Source organism: Arcicella sp. BE140 (assembly GCF_031456255.1).
GTDB classification, from domain to species: domain Bacteria; phylum Bacteroidota; class Bacteroidia; order Cytophagales; family Spirosomataceae; genus Arcicella; species Arcicella aquatica.
In genome coordinates this window covers 607,315-631,387 of the sequence record NZ_JAVDUE010000002.1, presented here as the reverse complement: position 1 = coordinate 631,387, position 24,073 = coordinate 607,315, and the positions used below count along the sequence as shown (strand labels likewise).

General features: G+C 35.3%; 19 protein-coding genes. 3 read left to right on the top strand and 16 right to left on the bottom strand.

Annotated features, from left to right (window positions below):
- Window positions 1–382 precede the first annotated feature (382 nt).
- The 8 genes from tyrS to J2Y60_RS05835 all read right to left on the bottom strand — a co-directional run bounded on the left by tyrS (window position 383) and on the right by J2Y60_RS05835 (window position 6,750).
- Window positions 383–1,684 carry a tyrosine--tRNA ligase gene (gene tyrS / locus J2Y60_RS05870; RefSeq protein WP_309914667.1) on the bottom strand — a complete coding sequence of 434 codons (1,302 nt, stop codon included), beginning with the start codon at window positions 1,682–1,684 and terminating at the stop codon, window positions 383–385.
- Window positions 1,685–1,837: 153 nt separating this feature from the next.
- Window positions 1,838–2,500: a response regulator transcription factor gene (locus tag J2Y60_RS05865; protein ID WP_309914665.1), complete on the bottom strand. Its 663-nt coding sequence runs from the start codon at window positions 2,498–2,500 to the stop codon at window positions 1,838–1,840.
- Between the two features lie 66 nt (window positions 2,501–2,566).
- Window positions 2,567–3,334: an ATP-binding protein gene (locus J2Y60_RS05860; protein ID WP_309914662.1), complete on the bottom strand. Its 768-nt coding sequence runs from the start codon at window positions 3,332–3,334 to the stop codon at window positions 2,567–2,569.
- A gap of 14 nt (window positions 3,335–3,348) precedes the next feature.
- Window positions 3,349–3,489: a hypothetical protein gene (locus J2Y60_RS05855; RefSeq protein ID WP_309914659.1), complete on the bottom strand. Its 141-nt coding sequence runs from the start codon at window positions 3,487–3,489 to the stop codon at window positions 3,349–3,351.
- 165 nt (window positions 3,490–3,654) lie between these two features.
- On the bottom strand, window positions 3,655–4,122 hold the full coding sequence (locus tag J2Y60_RS05850) for a hypothetical protein (RefSeq protein WP_309914656.1): 468 nt from the start codon (window positions 4,120–4,122) through the stop codon (window positions 3,655–3,657).
- A gap of 936 nt (window positions 4,123–5,058) precedes the next feature.
- Window positions 5,059–5,733, bottom strand: a complete 675-nt coding sequence (locus J2Y60_RS05845) for a hypothetical protein (protein ID WP_309914652.1) — start codon at window positions 5,731–5,733, stop codon at window positions 5,059–5,061.
- Between the two features lie 8 nt (window positions 5,734–5,741).
- Window positions 5,742–6,029, bottom strand: a complete 288-nt coding sequence (locus tag J2Y60_RS05840) for a hypothetical protein (protein WP_309914650.1) — start codon at window positions 6,027–6,029, stop codon at window positions 5,742–5,744.
- A 136-nt stretch (window positions 6,030–6,165) separates the two neighbouring features.
- Window positions 6,166–6,750, bottom strand: a complete 585-nt coding sequence (locus J2Y60_RS05835) for a riboflavin synthase (protein WP_309914648.1) — start codon at window positions 6,748–6,750, stop codon at window positions 6,166–6,168.
- Between the two features lie 262 nt (window positions 6,751–7,012).
- On the opposite strand from J2Y60_RS05835, the gene J2Y60_RS05830 reads away from it, so the two are divergent.
- On the top strand, window positions 7,013–7,633 hold the full coding sequence (locus tag J2Y60_RS05830) for a DUF1684 domain-containing protein (protein WP_309914645.1): 621 nt from the start codon (window positions 7,013–7,015) through the stop codon (window positions 7,631–7,633).
- Window positions 7,634–7,917: 284 nt separating this feature from the next.
- On the opposite strand, the gene J2Y60_RS05825 is transcribed toward J2Y60_RS05830, so the two are convergent.
- The 5 genes from J2Y60_RS05825 to J2Y60_RS05805 all read right to left on the bottom strand — a co-directional run bounded on the left by J2Y60_RS05825 (window position 7,918) and on the right by J2Y60_RS05805 (window position 13,224).
- Window positions 7,918–8,787 carry a nuclear transport factor 2 family protein gene (locus J2Y60_RS05825; protein ID WP_309914642.1) on the bottom strand — a complete coding sequence of 290 codons (870 nt, stop codon included), beginning with the start codon at window positions 8,785–8,787 and terminating at the stop codon, window positions 7,918–7,920.
- Window positions 8,788–8,871: 84 nt separating this feature from the next.
- Window positions 8,872–9,744: a helix-turn-helix domain-containing protein gene (locus tag J2Y60_RS05820; protein WP_309914639.1), complete on the bottom strand. Its 873-nt coding sequence runs from the start codon at window positions 9,742–9,744 to the stop codon at window positions 8,872–8,874.
- Window positions 9,745–9,811: 67 nt separating this feature from the next.
- Window positions 9,812–10,273 (bottom strand): IS200/IS605 family transposase, encoded by a 462-nt coding sequence (gene tnpA, locus J2Y60_RS05815; RefSeq protein ID WP_309914636.1) that lies wholly within the window; start codon window positions 10,271–10,273, stop codon window positions 9,812–9,814.
- 386 nt (window positions 10,274–10,659) lie between these two features.
- A complete protein-coding gene (locus J2Y60_RS05810) occupies window positions 10,660–12,471 on the bottom strand; it encodes an acyl-CoA dehydrogenase (protein WP_309914634.1) in 1,812 nt (603 codons plus the stop codon).
- Between the two features lie 396 nt (window positions 12,472–12,867).
- On the bottom strand, window positions 12,868–13,224 hold the full coding sequence (locus J2Y60_RS05805; protein WP_409014210.1) for a MauE/DoxX family redox-associated membrane protein: 357 nt from the start codon (window positions 13,222–13,224) through the stop codon (window positions 12,868–12,870).
- Between the two features lie 163 nt (window positions 13,225–13,387).
- Between J2Y60_RS05805 and ubiE the strand changes: the two genes are divergently transcribed.
- Together ubiE and J2Y60_RS05795 are read left to right on the top strand one after the other, a co-directional pair.
- A complete protein-coding gene (gene ubiE, locus J2Y60_RS05800) occupies window positions 13,388–14,110 on the top strand; it encodes a bifunctional demethylmenaquinone methyltransferase/2-methoxy-6-polyprenyl-1,4-benzoquinol methylase UbiE (protein WP_309914631.1) in 723 nt (240 codons plus the stop codon).
- Entirely contained in the window at window positions 14,059–14,811 is a 753-nt protein-coding gene (locus J2Y60_RS05795; RefSeq protein ID WP_309914629.1) for a porin family protein, read from the top strand. The genes ubiE and J2Y60_RS05795 overlap by 52 nt, the downstream gene beginning before the upstream one ends.
- 151 nt (window positions 14,812–14,962) lie before the next feature.
- Here J2Y60_RS05795 and J2Y60_RS05790 read toward each other — a convergent pair whose 3' ends face one another.
- The 3 genes from J2Y60_RS05790 to J2Y60_RS05780 form a co-directional block, all read right to left on the bottom strand.
- Entirely contained in the window at window positions 14,963–18,334 is a 3,372-nt protein-coding gene (locus J2Y60_RS05790) for a VCBS repeat-containing protein (RefSeq protein WP_309914626.1), read from the bottom strand.
- A 194-nt stretch (window positions 18,335–18,528) separates the two neighbouring features.
- Entirely contained in the window at window positions 18,529–21,846 is a 3,318-nt protein-coding gene (locus tag J2Y60_RS05785; RefSeq protein ID WP_309914623.1) for an FG-GAP-like repeat-containing protein, read from the bottom strand.
- 44 nt (window positions 21,847–21,890) lie between these two features.
- On the bottom strand, window positions 21,891–23,960 hold the full coding sequence (locus tag J2Y60_RS05780; protein WP_309914621.1) for a glycoside hydrolase family 97 protein: 2,070 nt from the start codon (window positions 23,958–23,960) through the stop codon (window positions 21,891–21,893).
- Between the last annotated feature and the right edge of the window lie 113 nt (window positions 23,961–24,073).

The window sequence follows — 24,073 nt, the reverse complement described above, 5'->3', positions numbered from 1 at the left end:
AATTCTATTAATCATTTCTACCAATATCTCAAAGAACTCTTTAACCTAAAAACCTACTTCCGATTTTTAAATCTCGCTAGTAATTATCTTCCTAACTACTCTAACTCTTTCCCTTTTCTCAGCCCGTTGGCGTCGTTTGGGAGTGCAAAGATGTAGGATTAATTCTAAACCACCAAACACTTACACAAACTTTTTTTTAAACTTTTATGAAATAAATCGCAAATACATTGTTTTTCAGGAACTTAAATCATGAAAATATTTCAAAAAAATTTAAAGAATTTATTCAACCAATACTTTACCCTCCAGAAATAAACAATTACTTCACAAAAAAATAGCCCTGAAATTACCTTTCAGGGCTGAGTTACTATGTATATCAGTAGATTTAAGCCACCGTTATCAAGTGATTTTTCTTTCCTTTGCCTACTAATAGGTACTTCCCATTCAGTAATTCAAAATTGGCTGAGTGGTTTGGATCCGCTATTCTAGTTTTATTAATGCTTAATGCGTTTCCTTGTATCGCTCTTCTAGCTTCACCTTTTGAAGGATAAATTTCAGCATTGGTTACTACTGACACCAAATCTGTCACCGTAGCACTGCTTTCAAAGTCAGTTGTGCTAATAGTTGTTTGAGGTACGCCATCGAACACTGCTAATATATCTGCATCGCTCATTCCTTGAAGTACTTCTAGCGTACCTTTTCCAAAAAGGATTTCAGAGGCTTTCACGGCAATATCATAATCTTTTCCAGAGTGTACTCTGGTTGTTACATCTTTCGCCAATGCTTTTTGCATAATACGCAGGTGCGGTGCTTCGGCATGGTCGGCCTCTAGCTTTTCTATTTCCTCTTTGCTAAGCAAGGTAAATACTCTTAGCAAACGGCTACAATCGGCATCAGTGGCATTCAACCAAAACTGGTAGAATTGGTAGGGCGTTGTCATGGTTCTATCTAACCAAACATTGCCTGATTCAGACTTACCAAATTTTGTTCCATCGGCTTTAGTAACTAAGGGAGTAGTAAGGGCATAAGCTTTGTGCTCAATTTCATCGGCACCTCCTTCTTTACGTCTTATTATCTCTGTACCCGTGGTGATATTCCCCCATTGGTCAGAGCCTCCCATTTGCAAACGAACGTTTTTATTTTTGTATAGCCAGTAAAAATCGTAGCCTTGTAATAACTGATACGAGAATTCGGTAAATGAAATTCCTGTTTCAAGGCGTTTCTTTACTGAGTCTTTAGACATCATGTAATTTACCGAAAGGTATTTCCCCGCTTCGCGAAGGAATCCTAGAAAACTAAAATCTTTGAACCAATCGTAGTTATTAACAAGCTCTGCCGAATTTTCGCCACAATCAAAATCTAAGAATTTAGATAATTGTGCACGGATACCTTCTTGGTTAAATCGTAGTGTTTCTTCAGAAAGAAATGATCTTTCTGATGCTTTGAAAGATGGATCTCCAATCATCCCTGTGGCACCTCCTACTAATGCTATTGGTTTATGTCCACACAATTGAAAATGTTTTAACAACATAATCGTTGCTAAATTACCGATATGTAATGACGCTGCTGTAGGGTCAAAGCCGATATAAGCGGCTGTCATTTCTTTTTGAAGTTGCTCTTCTGTTCCAGGCATTGCATCCTGAAGCATTCCACGCCAACGAAGTTCCTCTATAAAATTGGTTTTCATTTCTTGATTAATAAGTAGTCTCTCTAATAATTTTACGCAAAGTTAGAGATTGTATATTGATATTTCACTTGTCAGGCTGGGATTCCTGCCATGTGGGGAAAGTTATAGTAAGATAATTATCGATAAAGGAAGGTGGTGGTTTAAAGTATTTTCTTAACAAACGCCATTGCGAACAGCCCATGCTACTAATCCTGCCACATTTTTTGTACCTGTTTTTTCCATTATTCTATTCCTATGTCCCTCTACGGTTCTAGCACTCAAACATAGCATATCTGCAATGTTCTGGGTAGTGATGCCTTGACAAATGTGTTCTAGTACTTCTAGTTCTCGTTCTGAAATACCTGCTTGTAAACTTAAAGGAGTTGGATTCTTTTTTTCAGGCTTATTAATGAGCCTATTATGCATTACTTTAACCAGAAAAGGCCCATAATAGTAGTCTTCATTAAAAACAGTATAAATGGCATTTTCTACTTCGTCGGGATGTGCATCCTTTAACAAATAACCGTTGGCACCGATAGACATCAGATGTGAAACAAATTTGTCTTCGTCGTGCATTGAAATCACGATTATTTTCACTTTAGGAAACTGTATTTTTATCCTTTCAGTGGCTCTGATACCATCCAATACAGGCATATTCAAATCCATTAAAACGACATTGGGAAGTGATTGGGGAATATTATCAATCAACTCTTGTCCGTTTGATGCTTCAAGTACTACTTCAAAATCATCATTGTGGCTTAATAAAGACACTATACCACGACGAAAAAGAGCATGGTCGTCGGTGACGGCAATTCTAATTTTAGTTGTATTACTCATTAATGGTTAGATTTACAGAGGAAATTAATGTATAGAAATCGCCATTAAACTAATATCAATCCCGATTTAAATCGGTACATTGATAATAAAAGTAGAGCCTCGGCCAATTTCTACATCAAATTTAATACGTCCTTTGATAAGACTCATACGACTTTCAATATTTTTTATTCCAATACCTCTGCTAGGTTGATTAATAGCCACTAAATCAAACCCTTTTCCATCATCACTCACTTGTAGAATAAGTAGGTTTTTATCTTCTTTCAAGGAAATTTTGATTTCTTTCGCCTCCGCATGCTTGATGGCATTGTTGACTAATTCTTGGGTAGAGCGGTATAAGGATAACTCTATTTTGGGGTCATACCTTTTATTGAGATTATCGTGGCAGAATTGAATAGGAAGATTGGTATGGAGGGTCATTTTTTGTGAGAAGTCTTTCAGGGCTTCAATCAACCCAAATTCATCTAAAGTACTGGGCATTAAGTCTTTAGAAATCCTTCTTACATTAAAGAGGGCTTCGTTGAGTAGTTCTTCGGTTCTGACTAAAAGTATCTTCCGTTTAGATTCATTATCAGCAAACTTATTCATTTGCGAAAGGCTCATTCTAGTAGCAGAAAGCAAAGCCCCAATTTCATCGTGAAGGTCTCCACCGATTTGACGACGTACTACTTCTTGTGAAACCACACTGGCTTCGAGCATTGCTTCATGAAGGGCTTCTTCGTGGGCAGCTCGTTGTATACGTTGGCGTCGATAATAGAGTATAACAAAAAATATAATTGCCGAAACAGGCAAAAGCATGGCTATTGTACCAAGTATAACGATTTTAACCTCACTCATTCAATTATGCATATTTATAAGCTACCATATTTTTGTTTAATGAGGCGTTCGTGTAACACATACACTAAAACAATAATACTAGTAGCAAATGTAAGCATAATCGTCGTTCCTATTTCGATAATGGCTTTAATTGTAGAGGGGTCTTGCTGAAACATAAACCTATTCCTAAAAGGATTCTAAAGATGAAAAGTAAAACGTAATATATTTTATTCCAGAGTTGTTTGTAAAACTTTAGTTCCTTTTGAAAATAATCACGTCACTATAAAGAAATATAAAGAGATACCTTAAAAAATTGACTAAACAGCTCATTCTTATCCAATTTAATTTGAAAATGATTTACTTAACTGAAAAGCTGTTTTACTAAACCATAAGCCTACTGCTAAAAGAATTCTAAAAACAAAAAGCAATACATAATAAATACTCCAGAGTTGATAATACAATATTGGCTGTTTTTGCCAAAGGATAATATCACCATAAAGAAATATAAAAAGCGTTCCAGAGAAATATAATAAACACCCTACACTTATCCAAAACAATGGCAACGTGTATAATTTAATCACTTGAAGAGTTTGCAATAATTGATAAAAATATATTAAAACCCATGTAATTATTAAAAGGCAAGATAACGCATTTACTATACTATTAAACTTGAAAAAACCATTTGGCATCATAAACAGATAAACACTTGTTAGTGTGTAAATGATTATTGAAATAAATATGACTCGTTTTAATTTTTTATTAATAAGAGCTTTGCGAAAAGTAAAACTCAACAAAATACCTTCTGCCAAGGCAAAGATATTTAGTATAAAATGATTGGGATGGTGTAGTATTTTTGCCCATGTAACACAAAAAACCTCAAAATAATTGCGGCTATTACGTATAAAAAAAGCATTTGCAATTCTTTAGTAAGATATCTATGTCTGATAATACCAATTATCAAAGGAAGAAATACAACTGAAGAAGATGTATACGTCAAAATTAAATCTATCTCCATTTATTTGATTAAAGGTGTAAGTATTTATTTTTGATTTAATGCATTAGGTATTTGTATTGATGGTTTACTATACCATAAACCTATTGCTAAAAGTACTCTAAAAACAAAAAGTAATATGTAATAAATAGTCCAAAGTTGATAATACAATACTGGCTGTTTCTGCCAAAGGATAATATCACTATAAAGAAAAATAAAAAGTGTTCCAGAAAAATACAATAAACATCCTACACTTATCCAAAATAAAGGTATCGTGTAGAGTTTAATTAATTGAAGGGTTTGCAACAATTGATAAAAATATATTAAAACCCATGTAATTATTAAAAGACAAGAGATGGTATTAACCGTACTATTAAACTTAAAAAAACCATCTGGTATCATAAATAAATATACACTAACTAATGTATACATACTCGTTAGAACTAACACAAATGTCTTTAATTTACTCCCTATAAAAGCCTCCCTAAATATTAAGCTGATTAAAAGACATTCGAACAAGGCAAATATATTCAGTATAAAATGATTAGGGTAATGTAAAACCCTTCCACAAAAATTGCCTAAAACTTCGCAACTAACTGATGTTATTACGTACCAACCAAGTATTCTCAGCTCTTTAGTGAGGTATTTCTTCCTAATAATAGTAATTATCAAAGGAAGAAATACGAAAGCAGAAGATATATTTATTGCACTTGTAAATATTGAATCTACCTTCATTCAATTAAAGGTGTAAGTATTATTTTTGATTTAATGTATTAGGCATTTGTATAGCTGTTTTACTAAACCATAAACCTACTGCTAAAAGAATTCTAAAAACAAAAAGCAAAACGTAATAAATATTCCAGAGTTGGTAATACAATATTGGCACTTTTTGAAAAAGAATTGTATCACTATAAAGAAATATAAAGAGTGTTCCAGAAAAATACAACAAACTGCCTACACTTATCCAAAATAAAGGTAGCATGTAGAGTTTAATCACTTGGAGAGTTTGAAGTAATTGATAAAAATATACAAAAACCCAAATAATAATTAAAAGGCACGAAATGGTATTAACTATACTGTTAAACTTGAAAAAGCCATTTGGCATTGCAAATAGGAAAATACTGACTAATACATAAATGCTTATTATAATAAATGTAATCCTTTTTAATTTTTTATTAATAAAAGCTTCTTGAAAAACACAACTGATTAAAACACCTTCTGTTAACGCAAATATATTGAGTATAAAATGATTAGGTTTATGCAATATTTTTCCCCAAGTAACAGAAAATATCTCAAAAAGAATTGAGGCTATTATATATAAGAAAAGAATTTTTAATTCTTTCGTGAGGTATTTCTTCCTAAGAAGGATAATTATCAAAGGAAGAAATACAACCGAAGAAGACACATAAGTACTTAACCCTATCTTCATTTTAATGATTATTCAAAAGTAATTTTACAATCAGGAGGACAAGGAGGTCCATCTATGATACATGAGTTAGATACTATTTCACTCTCCTTGTTTACTCCACTAATTACTAAACTATGAACATTATTTTCATCATACGCATGTTCAATCTTTAGCCCTACAATGTCTGGATTCTCTTCAATTAACTTTTGTAGCACGGACACACTTAGGTGGTGTGCATGAACATCGTTTTTCTCTTGATAATTGGCAATTTGTTGTTTAATGTTTTCAGATTCTGGGTTGGTTAGTTTTCCCGCCATTTTTATAAATTATTTAAATGTTAATCGTGGTGTAGCATAAGTTTCAAATGTACAAACTTACTCCTTCCACTACTATAAATATACGAAAAAAGGGGTAAAAATACAACAAAATAGGGTATAAATACGCTACGTTTCCTCAAATATTTACCATCTTTTTGATGTATTTTCCAACGATGTCAAACTCTAAATTTACCACATTTCCGACCTCTAATGTATGGAAAATAGTATGCTCGTAAGTGTAAGGAATAATGGCTACTCGGAAGGTATTTATGCCTGAATTAAACACCGTTAGGCTAGTTCCATTGATACAAATAGAGCCTTTTTCTACCGTTACATTTTGACCATCATTACTATACTCAAAATCGTATAACCAAGAACCATTTTGTTCGATGATGTTGGTCACTATTCCTGTTTGATCTACGTGTCCTTGAACAATATGACCATCAAAACGACCGTTCGCTGGCATACATCTTTCAAGGTTCACTTTAGAGCCTACCTGTAAAGCTCCTAAATTGGTTTTCTTCAAGGTTTCGTCGATAGCTGTGACGGAATATTGCTCTTCTTCAATCGCTATTACTGTTAAGCACACGCCATTGTGTGAAAGACTTTGATCTATTTTTAGTTCGTTTGTAAATGGACAAGTAAGGGTAAATGTAATGTTTGTTCCTTGGCTACTGAGTTCTTTTACTTCGCCAATGGCTTCGATAATTCCTGTGAACATTTTTGTATTGATAAATTGTGGAAAAGTTTTATTTTGGCTTTCGGATAGCGGCTTTCGGTCTTCAGGTGATGATTCTTTTTTGACACCTAGCTCAGCCACTAATATTTTATATTTACAACAAGTAATAATAATATGTATTAAATAACTAAAAATCGATGACCGAAAGCTGATAGCCGATAACTTCTATCGATTTCGCAAGTTAATTTACTAAATTTGCTTCTCTATCAAGAACAGGTATGTTCCTATTAAAATTCCTCAGAAAATGTTCAAAAATAAATTCTTCCTTGTTTTTACCAGTGTAATTCTAGTAGCTATCATTATTTATTCGTTTGTAGATTCGCAAGAAAAACCTGCGGAGCTTCCGAAAAGTGACGATAATTATGCAAAAACTATTCAGCAAATAAGACTTGAAAAAGACCAAGCTTTTAAAGAGGAAAAAGAGTCGCCTATTGAAAACAAAGCTCAATTTAAGGGATTACATTATTTTGAGGTAAATCCTGCTTATAAAGTGGTGGCAACAATGGATATGCTAACGAGCGGACAAAATATAAAAATCAACATGACGGGGGGAGAAACAGAAGAATATGAAGCCTTTGCCAATGTTAAATTTGAGATAGACGGGAAGAAATGTGCCTTGAAGCTATTTAAAACGCCAGAGGGAAACTTGTTTTTACCTTTTCGTGATTTGACTACCAATAAAGAAACTTATGGGGCTGGCAGATATATTGATTTGAAGATGGAAGATATTAAAGACAAAACGATTGAAATTGATTTCAACCTTTGTTATCAGCCTTATTGTGCTTATAATCCTACTTATACTTGCCCTGTGCCACCAGCAGAGAACTTTTTAAATGTGGTATTGAAGGCTGGGGAGAAGATGTAAATTCATTTTAGTCGGTGACTTAGGTCCTACTGATTACGCACATCTTTTACAAAGTTGAAATGAAGATGTGATTATTGATTAAATTAGCTTAAATATACATTAATAGTATTTAAAACCAAGCGTTGAATCTCTTATATCTAGCGAGGGACTTAAGTCCCTCGCTAGATATAAGAGATTGATTATTAGTTATTTATACATTTTTTGATAATCAGTAGGACTTAAGTCACCGACTAAAAAGAAGAAGGTTTTCACACAGTTAACTACCTACCTAAATTTATATAATCCTAAAACTTACCATTTCCATTCTTCCAATTTTCTTTGGTTGGAATAGCTTCGATAGTGTCCCAGTGTTCAGCGATTTTACCATTTTCTACCCTAAACAAATCATAGAATGAACTGTGTACTCCTGCCATTTGTCCCTCGCTTACTACTAATACAAAATTTCCTTCCCCTAATACTTTATGTATTTTATCATATTTAAAACCTATTTTGTTTTCAGCAAAATATTTCAGTGCATGCTGTAGCCCTTCTAGCTTATCCCCAATATGTGGATTGTGCTGAACGTAAGCTGTAGGATGAATATAATTTGGGATAATAGACACATCGCCATTTACCAAGAAATCATTTACAAACTTAGTAACCAATGCTTTGTTCTCAGCAGTTTTATTAATATCCTTGATAGCCGTTGCTCCATCAATCATGGTATGCCCATTCGCAGTTTTTGTAACTGTTTCCTGCAAATTATCCCAGTGTTCAACAATTTTCCCGTCTTCAAATCTGAAAATATCAAAACCTATTTTGGGTCCAAAGAAGTTATATTCTGTATGGGCAAATACAAAATCACCATCCTGAAAAACTCTAACAGTATTTACTTTTGCCGAGTTTTTAGGCAATGCCGAAAGCAACGCACCAAAACCTGCTAGTCCGTCGGCAACACCGAGGTTATGCTGAATGTATTTGTTAGGATTGATGTATCCAACTGGTTCAGTAGCACCTGTTTCAATGGATTTGAGTAATGCTACTACTTTCTTTTTGTTGTCTGGAGTTTCCATCTTTTTGTTGTTATCTGTGTTAAAAACTACGTTGTTGGTTGGGGTAAAAGCAGATAAGCCTAATCCTAGTATTACTGCTGTACTTAATATCGTTTTTTTCATTTTTGCTTAATGTTTAATTACGATACAAAGTTGCGGTAATCAGGAAAAACAAGAAAGGTAGGAATGTTCCTTTGAATGATACTTTTAGTCCAAATTGATTTTCTCTCTGAATTCAACGGGCGTAGTAAAAGCATGCTTTTTGAAGTACTTGATAAAGTTGGTAGGCTCTTCAAAACCTAAATTAAAGCCAATTTCTTTTACATTTTGGCTAGTATGTGCTAAAAGACGCTTCGCTTCTAGCATCACTCTATCATCAATGAGCTCCTTTGGGGTCTTGGCCAATACCTTAGTAGTTGCTTGATTCAAACGTTTTTCAGTGATAGAAATCTGCCTAGCATAATAGCTTACTTGCTTTTGCTTGCGATAATGTTCCTCTAAATAGTCTTTAAATAGCATCACATATTCAAGGTCTGCTCCTTTTTTAATTTCAACAAAATTTTGCTTTCGTCTGGCTCGTTCACCTAGCAAAAGGAAATTATGGAGTAAGTTTTGTAGAACATCAGCCTGATAATTATCCTTGTTGTTTTGTAATTCCTCCGCCATCAAACCCAATAAATCTGCAAATAGCTTTACTTGTCCCGATACATGAACTTGTGATACCGAAAACAAATCGTTGAATAAAATACTGTTTTTTAGAAACTTAGTATCGGCATCTGTTTTGCAGAAAAAACTATCAGTAAACAGAATAGCTTTTGCTTCAAATGGAGTTTTATTGTCAAATCGTTGAACAGTATCTTTATTCAGAAATAGTAAAGTATCAGGCACAATTTTTACAGGTTTGAAATCGACAATATGGGTGGGGCTACCTTCTTGAAACCAAATAATATTATAAAAGCCTATTCTATGTGTAGTAGCAAGTGTTTCTGGTATTTCCTTACAAAGTTCGGCTATATCAACAATTTCAAATTCCTGTGGAAGGCCGTCTTTAAAACTATATTTTTTGATTTCTGGAGTCATGATTGACTGTTTGATGATTTGGAAAGCAAAACTACCTTTTTCTATTGATGTAGTTTTCAGAAATTTATTAGTCAAGCCAGTCGAACAGATATTTATCCTCAAATTCAACTTCAAATTTTTTCAAAAAATTGTAATACTCTTCTTTAAATGTTTGTTTTTTATGGTGCGCATCTTGATTGAGAATGTAATCATATACCGCAGAAACGTGTGAATGAGAATATGTAAATGCTCCATATCCTTCTTGCCATGAGAATTTGCCTCTTACTAATCTACGTTCATTAATATAGTTGGAGGAATTGTTTTTTATATCACGAACCAAGTCAGAGATTGCGATTGAAGGTTTTAAGCCAACAAAAATATGGATATGATCGGGCATACCATTGACGATGATTGGCTTTTGATTTTTGCCTTTGATGATTCCAGCAATATATTTATACAAATCATTTTTCCAAGTTTTATCAATCAAATTCTCTCTACCCTTTACTGCAAAAACAATTTGAATATACATTTGTGAGAACGTGCCAGCCATATTTTTATTTAGGTTTGAATCATGTTTTATTAGATTGAATTTAATAAATTATTAAATATAGTAAAATCTCGAAGGGATGACAGGATTATAGAAAAAATTAAAAACATATATATTAAACCCCGAAGGGGTGACATATATATGTCGATGCGAATCCTGTCACCCCTTCGGGGTTTGAATGTAGACATTTCTTCATTGTTTCTATAATCCTAACACCCCTTCGGGGTTTGGATGTTGATATCTCTTTCTTTTTCTATAATCTTGTCATCTCTTCGGGATTGGGACGTCTTTTTTTTAAATATCTCTTAAACCTCTTTATAATTCTACAAAAAAATCCCCACTTAAAAAGCAGGGATATGAGTTTGTTTTGATGTATGTGTAATTTGATATTATTGAAAAACTTGTTGCTTTTCTGAATCGACAGTCAATAATATTGGATCTGTCAAACGAGTAGCTAGGGTTAATGTTTTTATTAGTTCATAATGATAGAAGAATTTCATCGTATGAATTTTAGATTCATAAAATGCCAATTCACTCCCTTCGTGATTTTGCGTAATTAATGCCTTTTTAGCTACGATACCTTGTTTGAGCCATACCCATGCTACGCTGACGATGCCAAAGAACTCCATGTAAAGGTTTGCATCAGCCAAGAATACTTCGTTATCACCTTTGGCAGCGTTGCTTAATAGATACATCGTTACTTTTTGTAAACGCCCTAATTCTTTTTCTAGCTTTTCGGCATAGGGTTTTAGGTCATCATAAGTATTTGCTTGCTGAATAGTTTGCGTTATTTCATTAAAAAGCAACTGCGGGGCTTTGCCATTGTTCATCGTAATACCTCTACCCAAAAGATTCAAGGAATGAATCCCCGTAGTTCCTTCGTAGATAGACATAATCCTGACATCCCTAGCCATTTGTTCTAAAGGGAAATCTTCGGTGTAGCCATAACCTCCAAATACTTGTAACCCTTCATTTACTGCTTTGATGCCCATTTCGGCGGGATAGGTTTTCGCTACGGTAGTCATCAAATCGAGCATTAACTGATAAGGTTTGGACTCTTCCGAGGTTTTCCCCAAGGCATGAATCATATCTTGCCAATGGTAACATTCTAATAGCAGTCCCAAAGAGCCTTCAACAACGGCTTTTTGAAACAATAGCATACGTTTTACGTCTGGATGGTTAATGATGTACGTCTGTTCTTCTTCTAAATTTTTATTATTCAATTTTCGTCCTTGCGGGCGTTCTTTGGCATATTCTAATGAAGCATAATAGGCAGCAGAAGCAATATAAGTTCCACCCATACCTACGCCCAAACGGGCTTCGTTCATCAACTGAAACATATAGTTCAGCCCTTTGTTAGCATCCCCCACTAAATATCCTATGGTATTGTCTTTATCCCCAAAGGTTAAGTGCATAGCGGGCGTAGCTTTTTGCCCCATTTTATGATAGATTCCAGTAGAAATCACATCGTTATCAACTGTGAAGCTACCGTTTTCCTCTCTGAATTTTGGCACTACAAACAATGAAATGCCTTTTGTGCCAAGGGGTGCTCCTTCTATCCGAGCAAGTACAAGGTGAATAATATTATCGGCAATGTCATGGTCGCCAGCAGAGATAAATACTTTTTGTCCTTTGATTTTAAAAGTACCATCGCCTTGTGGTTTGGCAGTAGTAATTACATCTGATAGTGAACTACCAGCCTGAGGTTCTGTCAAGCACATAGAGCCTGTCCATTCCCCTGTAATCATTCTTGAAGCAAACTTTTCTTTTAATTCATCCGACCCAAAAGTAAAAATCAAATTAGCCGAACCCGCCGTCAGTCCTGTAAACATGACGAAAGCGTTGTTGGCGGCACCCCGAATCATTTCGGTTGCGGCTTCAACCATGGTAGGCAATTGTTGTCCACCATTTTCATAAGAGAAAGTCGCTCCTATCATGCCAGCATCGCCCATGGCTTTTACATAGTCTTTTACGGCAGGATGTACTTTTACTTGTCCGTTTACTAATTGAGGCTGATTTCTATCGGCATCACTGTAGGCATTTCGCAGGATTTTCTCAGCAATTTCTTCAGAAGTATCCAAAACCATATCGAACATATCGGGGGTATAGTCTTGAAAGAAAGGATATTTAGTAAGTTCTGCTATTTGCAGTACTTCTTTTAACATAAAATCAAGGTTCCGACGAGAATATTGCTGAGTCATGGCTAATGGTTTGGCTTGTTATTATGCTTGCATACAATAAAATGTAAAAATAATAATATTAAAATTATTATGCAAGCATACTGTTTTAATTTAAGACATAAAAAAAGTTGCCTGTCTTACGAGGCAACTCTAAAAAGTTAAACGGATTTATCGGTTTAAATTTCTTATTGCTGAGCAATCATTGATGATTACTTGGTGAGTTTGCTATAATAAAATGGAGTTATTCTATAAATATACTTATCGAGTCGATGAAGTAATATCACTTAAATATAAGTTTTTTTATTTTTATAACCAAATGGAATTCAATGATTTAATCGTGATAGTCGTTCTTTAGAAATATTATTCTTTTAGCGTTAATACTCCTCTTCTGTATTCCTCAAAACAAGTAATATTAACTCACCCTTTGGTGTATAAATAAGCCCACCAAATCAAAAAGAACTGTAAGGGAAGACGAAGCCAAAGAAGCCATTCAGCGATTTTTGAAAATTTCCCCGAAGTCAGCATATACACATTGGCAGGGAAAATAGCGATTAACAGTAATATAATACCCCAAGCTGCCCAAGGACGAGTAACTGGAGAAAGTAATCCTAAACCCAACACAATTTCGGCAATACCACTCATCATCACCATCAATCCATGTGCAGGAATGTATGGTGGCATAATGGCTAAATACATTTTGGGTTTGATAAAATGATTGATGCCTGCAAGGGTATAAAGAACGGACATCACATAAAGGCCTATTTGCTGTATCATCTGGTTTTTGTTTTAGTAATAATACTCATTATTCCGACAAGGTTTGTGATATCTTAGAAACAATATTTTCAAACAAGATGTTATTTCGGGATAGTATGGTAATTTTGTAAAATTATTAAGATAGAATCAATCCGACGGACAAGGTTGTCCGCATAGCAACATAATGAGCGTAGTTCCTTACAAAGAGCAAAGTGCAAGCAAAAAAGAGCAGGTAGCTCAGATGTTTGATAATGTTTCACCCAAATATGATTTCTTAAATCATTTGTTGAGCGGTGGTATTGATATTTTATGGCGTAAAAAAGCCATCAAATTATTGAAAAAATCAGCCCCTAAAACTATTTTGGATATTGCCACAGGGACGGGCGATTTTGCCATTGAAGCATTGGCATTAAAACCTGAAAAAATTGTGGGTGTAGATATTTCAGAAGGGATGCTAAGTGTAGGGCGTGAAAAAATCAAGAAACTTGGCGTCGATAATATCATAGCGTTACAAAAAGGTGATTCTGAAAGATTAAACTTTGAAGACAATACTTTTGATGCCGTTATCGTTAGTTTTGGTGTGCGTAATTTCGAGAATCTTGAAAAAGGTCTTACAGATATGTGTCGTGTAATGAAAAAAGATGGCACTTGTATTGTCCTTGAATTTTCGAAGCCATCTGCTTTTCCATTTAAACAGCTATATAATTTTTACTTTAAATATATCTTGCCCGTAGTTGGTAAAATCATTTCAAAAGATACCTCTGCTTATACATATCTGCATGATTCAGTACAAGCATTTCCAGATGGAAACGATTTTATTCAAGTATTCCAACGTGCAGGTTTTAACAGAACCCAATGCTTACCACTCACTTTCGGAATAAGTACTATTTATATCGGCAGAAAGTAATACTTTTTGTAGTAATTGCCTCTGTAGCTATGTTGAACACTATCAACAAAGCACAGGCACAACGTTATGACTACAAACGTATTTACGATGAATTTTACGATGATAAAGCCGTACACTTTGGCTTTTTATTTGGTTTTGGTTCATCCCGATTCAATATATCGCATAGCGCAAATTTTAAGGCCCCCGGTGATAGTGCTGTAACGATTGTTTCGCCTGGCAACTTTTCTTTTCAAGTTGGTGGATTAGTGAACCTTAAATTGAATGACCGATTTGATTTAAAATCGGGGATTAATATTGCGTTGTATGGTCGTCAGTTGAATTATCGTTTTACCAATTCTCCTGATTTTCCACCTGAATTACGAGAATCGACTTGGCTTGAAGTGCCAATTTTATTGAAATATAAATCGATGCGGAGGGGGAACTCTAGGATGTATGTAGATGCTGGGGTAAAAATTGGGATGGAGACCAACGTCAGGAAAAACGCTAATTCAACCAGAAAACTGGATACAAGAACAGCAGACCTTTCGCTAGAATATGGTATTGGCTTCGAACAGTTTTTTAAGTACTTTAAATTTACACCTGAACTCAGGTTCTCGCATGGATTAACCAATCTGTTTATTCCACCAAGTGTGAATAACTATGCAAGAGACATCCAAGGATTGAATGCACATAGTGTTACTTTGTATTTGATGTTTGAGTAATGTTTAGTTGTGAGTTAGTGAATTGTGAATGAGTGATTTTTAAAAAATATCAACCACACATAAATCAAAGAACCCGAAAATTGTATAATGACAATTTTCGGGTTCTTTGATTTTATTGCAATTCACTAATTCACAACTCACTCATTCACAATTAAAATCTAATCGCCATCATCTTTTCATTATTTCTTGCCACTAAAAATAGCCTTTCTTTGCCTACCTTAATACTTCTGATGCGTTTTACTTGCCCTTTTATTTGGATGCCATTTAGTTGTTCAGCCTCAAATTTACAATTGCCTTTATTAATCAAAACCGTTCCATAATCGGCATCACATCTACCCATCTGGATATTACAATCATAGAAATTCCCTAGCATCAATACATCGGGCAATTTATCTCCATTGGCATCAATAATTTGTGCTGCATAAAAAGGGGCATACTGTGCTTTGGCTGGAAGCGACTGTAAACTAAAATTTCCTTTACCATCATTTACCAAAACTGCATTATCGAAATAATTGGCTTCAAAAATCTTTGCGGAGGCTAGTTCACTTTGTCCTACAATATCTGCAATGCTAGCTTTAGCAAAATCTTTGGCTAAGAGAAATTTCTTTTTGGTAAATGGAAATTGCTTCTGTGTTTCAGCTTTATTGGCAAACATTACTTCTGTCCCTCCGAGGTAATAACTCAATACTTGGTCGGTCGTGCCATTTTTATCAAAATCACTCACATACATTCTTATAGGCTCATCAACACTTGCCTTTAATCGACTGTTACGTCCGAGATTGCCTGCCAGAATATCCAAATCTCCATCATTATCAAAATCAAAAGGCATCACAAAATTCCACCACCCTTTTTCAGTAGTCAGCATTTTCTTGACAAATTTTCCTTGTTGGTTTTCCATCTCACAGATTCCATCCCATTCCAAGGCTAATAGTAAATCTGGGTCACCATCCTTGTCTAAATCTTGTACCACTGCATTTTTCACCAAGCCTATGGTTTTTAAACCTTTGGCATACTTGTCTGTTACATCTGTAAACTTTCCTGTGCCATCATTTTGCAAAAGATATGACTCAGGAATTTTGCCATACGAAAATGGTATCGACCTTGCCCCTATAAACAAATCTATTTTTCCATCTTTGTTAAAATCAAGCGGAGTAACTACTGAAGCCGACAGGGCAATATCTTTATAAAAAGCATCTTCTTTTACCGATAAATTTCCTTTGCCATCGTTCAGATAGATTCGTGGAAACAAGAAATTAGATTTACCATCAAACTCATTTCCACCTTCGGCCACTACCAAGTCTGGGTGAGTATCGTTGTTTACGTCTGTCCAAATGGCATCTACTTCTTCATAAACACTATCTTTTAGGAAGGCTGGCTGAATACTTTCTCTGAATTTCCCATTAGTATTTTGTAAGAATAAATGAGGTAATGAATTTCTAGCAGAACCTATAAATATATCCTCTAAACCATCATGATTAATATCTGCTACGGCTAAAGCAGGGCCTTCTGCCGACATTTTATGCGGAATTAGGGCTTCACGTTCAAATTCATTGAATTCATTTTCCTGATGTTTTACATCTAAATTTAGGTCATGGGCTATATCGGAAAACGTGGAGGTTTGAGATGATTTACGCTTAAAATGTTCGTAATCAAATACTGGCAGATTTTTCCGATAAGTAATCGTTAAAGAATCTTTTTCTGAATTAAGGTTAATTTTCTGATAGGTTCTATCTGGCCAAATCAGATAGGTAGAATCTACTTCTGCTTTCTTGCCAAAACCAATATTCAACGGGATTTCCATGCTCGCTTGGAAAGCCCTAACAGGAAATTTCTCGTAAGCTATGGTCTCTCCTCCTTTTTTGAAAACTAATACTTTTGCTCCGATAGCATTCAGGTTTTTCTCCGAACCTTTCAAGTACACACGTACATGAGCATTATTTGGGGCATATTCGTTGGCTTTGTTTTCATAAATAAAAGCCTTCTGATTGATATTATTGGTGACAATATCCAAGTCGCCATCATTATCTAAATCTGCATATAACGCTCCATTTGAATAGGAGTTTTGATTATTGCCAATCATGGCCTCGGCATCACGATATTCTAAGGATTTATTATTGATAAAAAACTTGTTCGGAATTTTAATTTCGGGTAATTTATCGGTCAACAAAATATCGTTTTCATCCAACGTTTTTGATTCCATCTTCCGTTGAATTTCTTCATTTGAAATAAAGTTGATGTAATCTATATCATTCATTCGCTTAGGAATGCCATTGGAAACGAATAAATCTTTTTGTCCATCGTTGTCAAAATCGACGAACAAAGGCGACCACGACCAATCTGTAGCATAGACACCTGAAAATAATCCTATTTCTGAGAATGTGCCATTACCATTGTTTACCTGCAAATTGTTTTTAGAAAACTGATAGTTATAGCCATAACTCAGTTTGTAACGAAAGGTATTATAAGAATCCTCTCCCTCCGACCGCTTCAAAATCTCACGGTCATACGGAAGCATATCTAACGAAATAATGTCCGAGTAATGATCATTGTTAATATCAGCCAAATCAACCCCCATCGAAAACTGACTGGTGTGCATCATTGAGCTTTCGATGCTTTCTAAAAAAGTGCCATTTTTTTGATTGATGTACAGATAATCATTTTCATGAAAATCGTTGCCAACATACATATCTGGATAACCATCAAAATTGACATCGCCCAAGCCAATACCCAAGCCATAGCCGAGGGCATCTCTTTTTACACCTACTTTTTCGGCTACTTCTACAAATTTACCATCGTCATTTCTAAAGAATTTATCACCTGCCAAAGGATGATAAGTACCTTGAAAAGACTTTCTAACACCAAAAGTGCCATTTTGATGGACAGAATGATTGAGTTGGAACATATCCAAATCGCCATCCAAATCATAATCAAAGAAGGCAGCTTGTGTGCCAAAACCTACTAAATCTAAGCCATATTCTTTCGCTTTTTCTTCATAAACTGGAATACCTTCTTTCGTGATTTCTTTACAAACAAACAGCAAATTATGCCCCTGTAAGCTCTCGAACCCTCCTACCTGACTCACGTAAATATCCAATTTACCATCTTGGTTAATATCTACGACAGATACTCCATTCGACCATCCTTTATCACCTTTGAAATTTGCTTTTTCAGTAATGTCTTCAAACTTCATTCCTCCTCTATTCAGGTAGATTTTATTGTCTTTCAAATTGGCGGTAAAACATAAATCTACCAATCCGTCATTGTTAAAATCTCCTGCTCCTACGCCTCCGCCATTATAGAAATACATATAGGTAAATATGTTGAGGTCTTTAGTAGGCGTAAGATCATTTGAAAAATCTATTCCTGTTTTTTCAGCTTCCAATAATTCAAAAGCATAAGGCTCTTTTTTGGTGCAGGAAGAGACGATGGTTAGGAGGAATAGGAATGCGATTAATTTAATCCGTAATGGCGATGCTAAAAATGAAATGATATTTTTATAAAATAGCTTTTTTAATAATGTCATTTCGCCAGTCTTTATCACTAGCGAGGGACTTAAGTCCCTCGCTAGTGATAAGAATTTGAACTTAACACCTCTACTCTCCGAAGAAGAAAGACTACAGTCATGGTTCTTTATTAGCTTCGATAGAAATGCAAAAAAATATATGTGCTTATTATTACGTTTTATCATCATTCTTGTATTTAGAATAGGGTAGCGAATTACTTAAATTTAAAAATCTTTGGCACATCATTATTCAACAACGTCAAGAAATTTACTTTACCCTCAATCTTGATAGGACTGATTTGTTTTACTTCTCCATTCATTACGAAACCGCTTTGTTGGTTTGTTAATGCCTTGAATTGTCCCTTGCCTTTGTTCAATAATACATTACCACGACTAGCATCAATCATCCCTAATTGCGGAATAAAACCTGTGTAATTACCTCCTAGCATAATATCTTGCAAACCATCCTGATTGATATCATAATACATTATCGCATTCACACATGACGTCTGAACTACTTCTGGTAATTCAACCAATGTAAACTGTCCCTTGCCATCATTAATCGCCACTGCCGATTTACAATACTTTACTGTTTTCACCAAGGCATTTTCCAATACATCGCTTGGGAATAAATCTGTAATGGCCTTTTTGGCATATTCGGAATGTCTCAAAATCTGTTTTTTCAAGGCTGGGAATTGCTCTGCCATTTCTCTTTTTAGAAACACGGGTTTATCTTTTCCTTCAATGGTTTTCGTCATGATTTTATCAATAGTACCATTGTTATCAAAATCTTTTACCCAAATTTTCAGCGGAGCATCTTGCGAAGCTTTTAAGGTGAAATTCTCGCCCATATTCCCCAATATCAAATCATTATCACCATCATTATCAATATCTGTCACTTTTAAAGCTCCCCAGAAACCTGTGTATTCTTCTAGCCCTGTTGCTAATTTCTCTAGCTTTTTTCCTTTCAAGGTAAAAATCAGTGGAGACATCCAATCGCCTACTACGATTAGTTCTTTCTTTTTATCTCCATTGACATCCTCCCAATAAGCATCCCGAATCATTCCTAATTCAGTCAATTCAGGATTAACTGCCTGAGCAATGTCTTTGAATCCTCCTTTTCCATCATTTTCATAGAAGAAACTCGGAGGGTTTTTACCATATTCCATTGGGTAACTTCTACTTCCTACAAACAAATCTAAGTCGCCATCACCATCAAAATCATAAGGGGCAATTACGGCAGTATTAGTAGTATTTTGAGGAATCGCTCTGGAATTGAAGGTAAAATTCCCTTTGCCATCGTTTACATAAAGTTTGTCAATCAACTCTCTTTCGCCAAAATGTACTTCGTTTCCTCCACTTCCAACATATAAATCTAAATCGCCGTCTTTATCAGCATCAAAAAACAATACGGCTGTTTCTTCAAAATAGGCAAAATCATTAAATACTTTTTGAGGAGATTTCTTGAAACCAGCAGCAGTTTGAAGGTACAACTGACCAGCTTGGTCTTTAGCCCCACAGATATATACATCTTCTAAGCCATCGCCATTTACGTCGCCAATGGCGGCTTTAGGGCCTTCTTTAGATAATAAGGCTGGCAAGTTTTTTTCTTGGTAAAAATCTACGTATTCGTCTTCCTGATGTTTATCAAAACTAGCATTAACTGCTTCAAAATATCCCGCAGGAATAATTCCTTTAGCTTTAGATTTTTCAATTTTAGCATCCTTGATAGAACAAGTAAGTAATTGGTCTACCTTCGGATTTTTCACAGTACTTACTCGTAAATCTGGCCAAGTGATTTTGATAGAGTCTATTTTAGTAATGTTCCCCAATCCAAAGGTTAAGTTATATTCTGTACTCGACTGAAAACCTCTTGAAGGAATCACTGAGCGAGTTTGCACCATTCCTTTCGTATAAACATCTGCTTTAGTACCTATTGCAAAAGTATTTTTCCCTTCTCCTTTAAAATTAAGTTTTAGGTAATGGCTTTTTTCAACTTTTTTGTCGGCATTATTTCTATAGACAAAACAAGGCATATTTACATTGTTCACTACTAGGTCTAAGTCGCCGTCATTATCCAAATCTGCATAGGTAGCTCCATTTGAAAACGACGGTTCAGCCAAACCAAACTCTTCCCCTTTTTCTTCAAACTTCAAGGTTTTGGTATTATGGAAGAAATTATTGGGAATAGGAACCGAAGGCATTTTTTCAATAATGGTATTAATATTTTTCTTCACGCCACTGGCTTCCATCCCTTGAATCAATTCGTTGGCAAAGAAATCAATAAAATCTTGGTCTATTACATCATTATAAATTCCGTTGCATACATAAATATCGTTGTAACCATCGTTATCAGCATCAAACATCAAAGCACCCCAACTCCAATCGCTCCCTGCTACGCCCGCATAATTAGCGATTTCGCTAAAAGTCCCGTCTTGATTATTCAATTGAAGACTATTCTGCTGAAACTGATTATAGAATCCTCTGTCTTTTTTCAGTTTAAACACATAGTGATTATCAAAAGAAGACGTCGTTTTCAAACGGTATTCTTCTCTTGGAAGCATATCTGTAGTAACAATTTCCGAGAAACCATCATTGTTTACATCAGCCATATCTGCACCCATCGATGCCAAGCTAATGTGTTTCATCCGTTGCTCTATTTCTTCTTTAAAAGTACCGTCATGCTGATTGATATAAAGGTAGTCTTTCTCATAAAAATCATTAGACACATAAATGTCGGGGTAATTATCATTGTTAGCATCACCAATGGTTACTCCCAGACCAAAGCCAATTAAACTACTATAAATACCTGCATCTTTGGAAACATCATGAAAAAGTCCATCATCATTACGCATCAACTTGTCTCCTCCGCCTTTCAAGAAATCTTTTACTGGCCAATCTTCCGCACGCATATCGCGGTTGTTGGCATAATTAAGGGTATTTACAGGAATAAAACTGTTGTTAAGAATATAACAGTCAAGGTCGCCGTCCATATCATAATCAAAAAAGGCAGCGTGGGTAGTATAACCGCCTTCGTCTAAGCCATATTTAGCCGCCGATTCTGTAAAGGTCAGATTTCCATTGTTGATAAAAAGTGCATTTTTTTGCTGTTTCACAAACTTTTTTACCCCAGCATTACATACATAAATATCTAACAGACCATCATGATTAATATCCACCATTACCACACCCGTATTCCATTTGTCGGCTTCTTCAATTCCTGCTTTGGCAGAAATATCTTCAAATTTAAACCCTCCCTTGTTGAGGTATAATTTATTACTCCCCATGTTCGAAGTAAAAAATACATCTTGCAGTCCATCATTATTGATGTCACCCACGGCTACACCTCCGCCATTATAGAAATTTCGGTAATTGAAAATATTAAATTCTTCGGTATTTTCGATTTTATTATTGAAGCCAATTCCAGTGTCTTTCTCATCCATCAACTCGAACAAAGTATTTTTGTCTTTGCTTGAACAAGCAAGGCATAGGTATAAAAAAGTTATAAAAAATAGTCTTTGAAATATTCTCATTGATAATAATATTTATTGATATGTTAGTAAGTTAAACGCCCAACTTATTTGAATATACTGATTGCACAGCCTCCGCCTTTTGCTAAATTAATGCTTAATATACTATTGCTATCCACCACTACTTTTTCGATGATATAAGCCTCAGGATTGGTGTTCCAATCGGCATTGGGTGCATCACGATAAATAATGGCTTGATACTTCGTTCCTTTGTCAAGGAAATTGAAGTTGATAGTTGCTTTATGGGTATTTTCATCACTTACAGCTCCTACAAACCAATTGCCTTTCCCTTTTTGTTTACGCGCAATCGTGATATAATCCCCTGGTTCTGCTTCCAGAATTTCAGTATCGTCCCAATCCACAGGTACATCTTTAATAAATTGTAATAAATCAGGATGAACATTGAAATTCTCAGGTAAATCACCTGCCATTTGCAAAGGACTATACATGGTTACATATAAGGCCAATTGTTTGGCGATAGTCGTTCTTACCCTAGTTTTGCGTTCGGGTACAAACTGATTCAAGTGCATCCTAAAAAACCCTGGTGTATAATCCATCGGGCCACCCATCAGTCTGGTAAATGGCAAAATGGTTTCGTGTTCGGGTACTAAGCCTAAGGTTGGGGCATTATTAAACTCGTTCCCACGGGCGGCTTCATTAGCCAGCCAGTTTGGATATGTTCGATGCAAACCCGTAGGACGCACAGACTCGTGTGCCTCTAACATGATTTTATAATCTATCGCTTTGTCCGCTACTCTATTATAATGATTCACCATCCACTGACTGTCATGGTGTTCCCCTCTCGGAATAATTTTACCTACATAGCCTGTTTTTACGGTATTGATGCCCTTTTCGTTCATCAACTGAAAGGCTTTGTCTATTCTTCGTTCATAGTTAGTAGCCGAACCTGATGTTTCATGGTGCATAATTAGTTTTACGCCTTTTTGTTTAGCATAGGCTAGCAATTCGTCTAGGTTATAATCAGCATATGGCGTTACAAAATCAAATACTTCTTCTTTCCAATTCCCAAACCAGTCTTCCCAACCTTCATTCCAGCCTTCTACCAAAACGCCATCAAAGCCGTTTTCTGATGCAAAGTCAATATATTTCTTCACATTAGCCGTATTAGCACCGTGTTTTCCACTGGATTTTTCCCAAGTCGCTTTTCCTACGTGCATTTCCCACCACATTCCAATAAATTTCTGTGGCTTTATCCAAGATGTATTTTCGATTTTAGAAGGCTCGTTCAGATTCAAAATCGTTTTGGATGCCAAAATATCTGTCGCTTTATCGCTAATAATGATGGTTCGCCAAGGGGTTTTGGCAGGCGTTTGCAAATACGCTTTGTTACCTACTGCATCAGGAGTAAGATGTGTCGAGAGTTGAAAATTCTTTCTATCAGATAATAGATGCATTACTGGATAATTCACCAAAGCGGCCTCGTGTATGTTTACATAAACCCCTTCTGGCGTTTTCATCATCAAAGGTGTTTGGATAGCATTATCTGCTATTAATGATTGTAAGGCTATATCTTTTTCCTTATGCGCTGCCGCAAGTGCGTGTATATCACTAAACTTGGTGGTATTATACAAATATTCATTGGTATCATAGTCTCCTGGAATCCAGAAGGTTTTGTTGTTTCCTGCCAAATTAAACTGTGTTAATTCTTCGTCAACCACAAAATGTTTAAAATTAGCTTGTTCAGGAAATTCATATCGAAACCCTACGCCATCATTAAACAGTCTGAACACTATTTGCACGAGTACATTACCAGCTTTAACAGCTTTCAGATTTAGTTTTACTTCTTTGTAATGATTAGTAATAGTTTTTACTTCACCCCAAACAGGTGTCCACGTATCATGATGCGTGGAGGTATCCACAGAAACTATGTTGAAATGATTAAGTAATAAAGCGGGTTTACTCAGCCTAAAACCTAGTGAAGAAGGCTTTATAATAGCATTATTTTTAAGGAGAACACTGTATGTAACTTCTCCGTTTTGCAGAAGCGTAACATTTAGTCTAAGGCGACTATCGGGCGAATTTACTTCGATTGATTTTTGTGCTAAGCCTATAAACGAGACGCAAAGCACCATCAGAAATGTGCCTAAATACTTCATTGAATATAATTTTATTATTGATAAAAATGGTTAATCTTCTAGCTATGAGCTATGAGCTATGAGCTATGAGCTATGAGCGTTTTACTTTTTGTTTTTTTTCACTCTTACTGCTC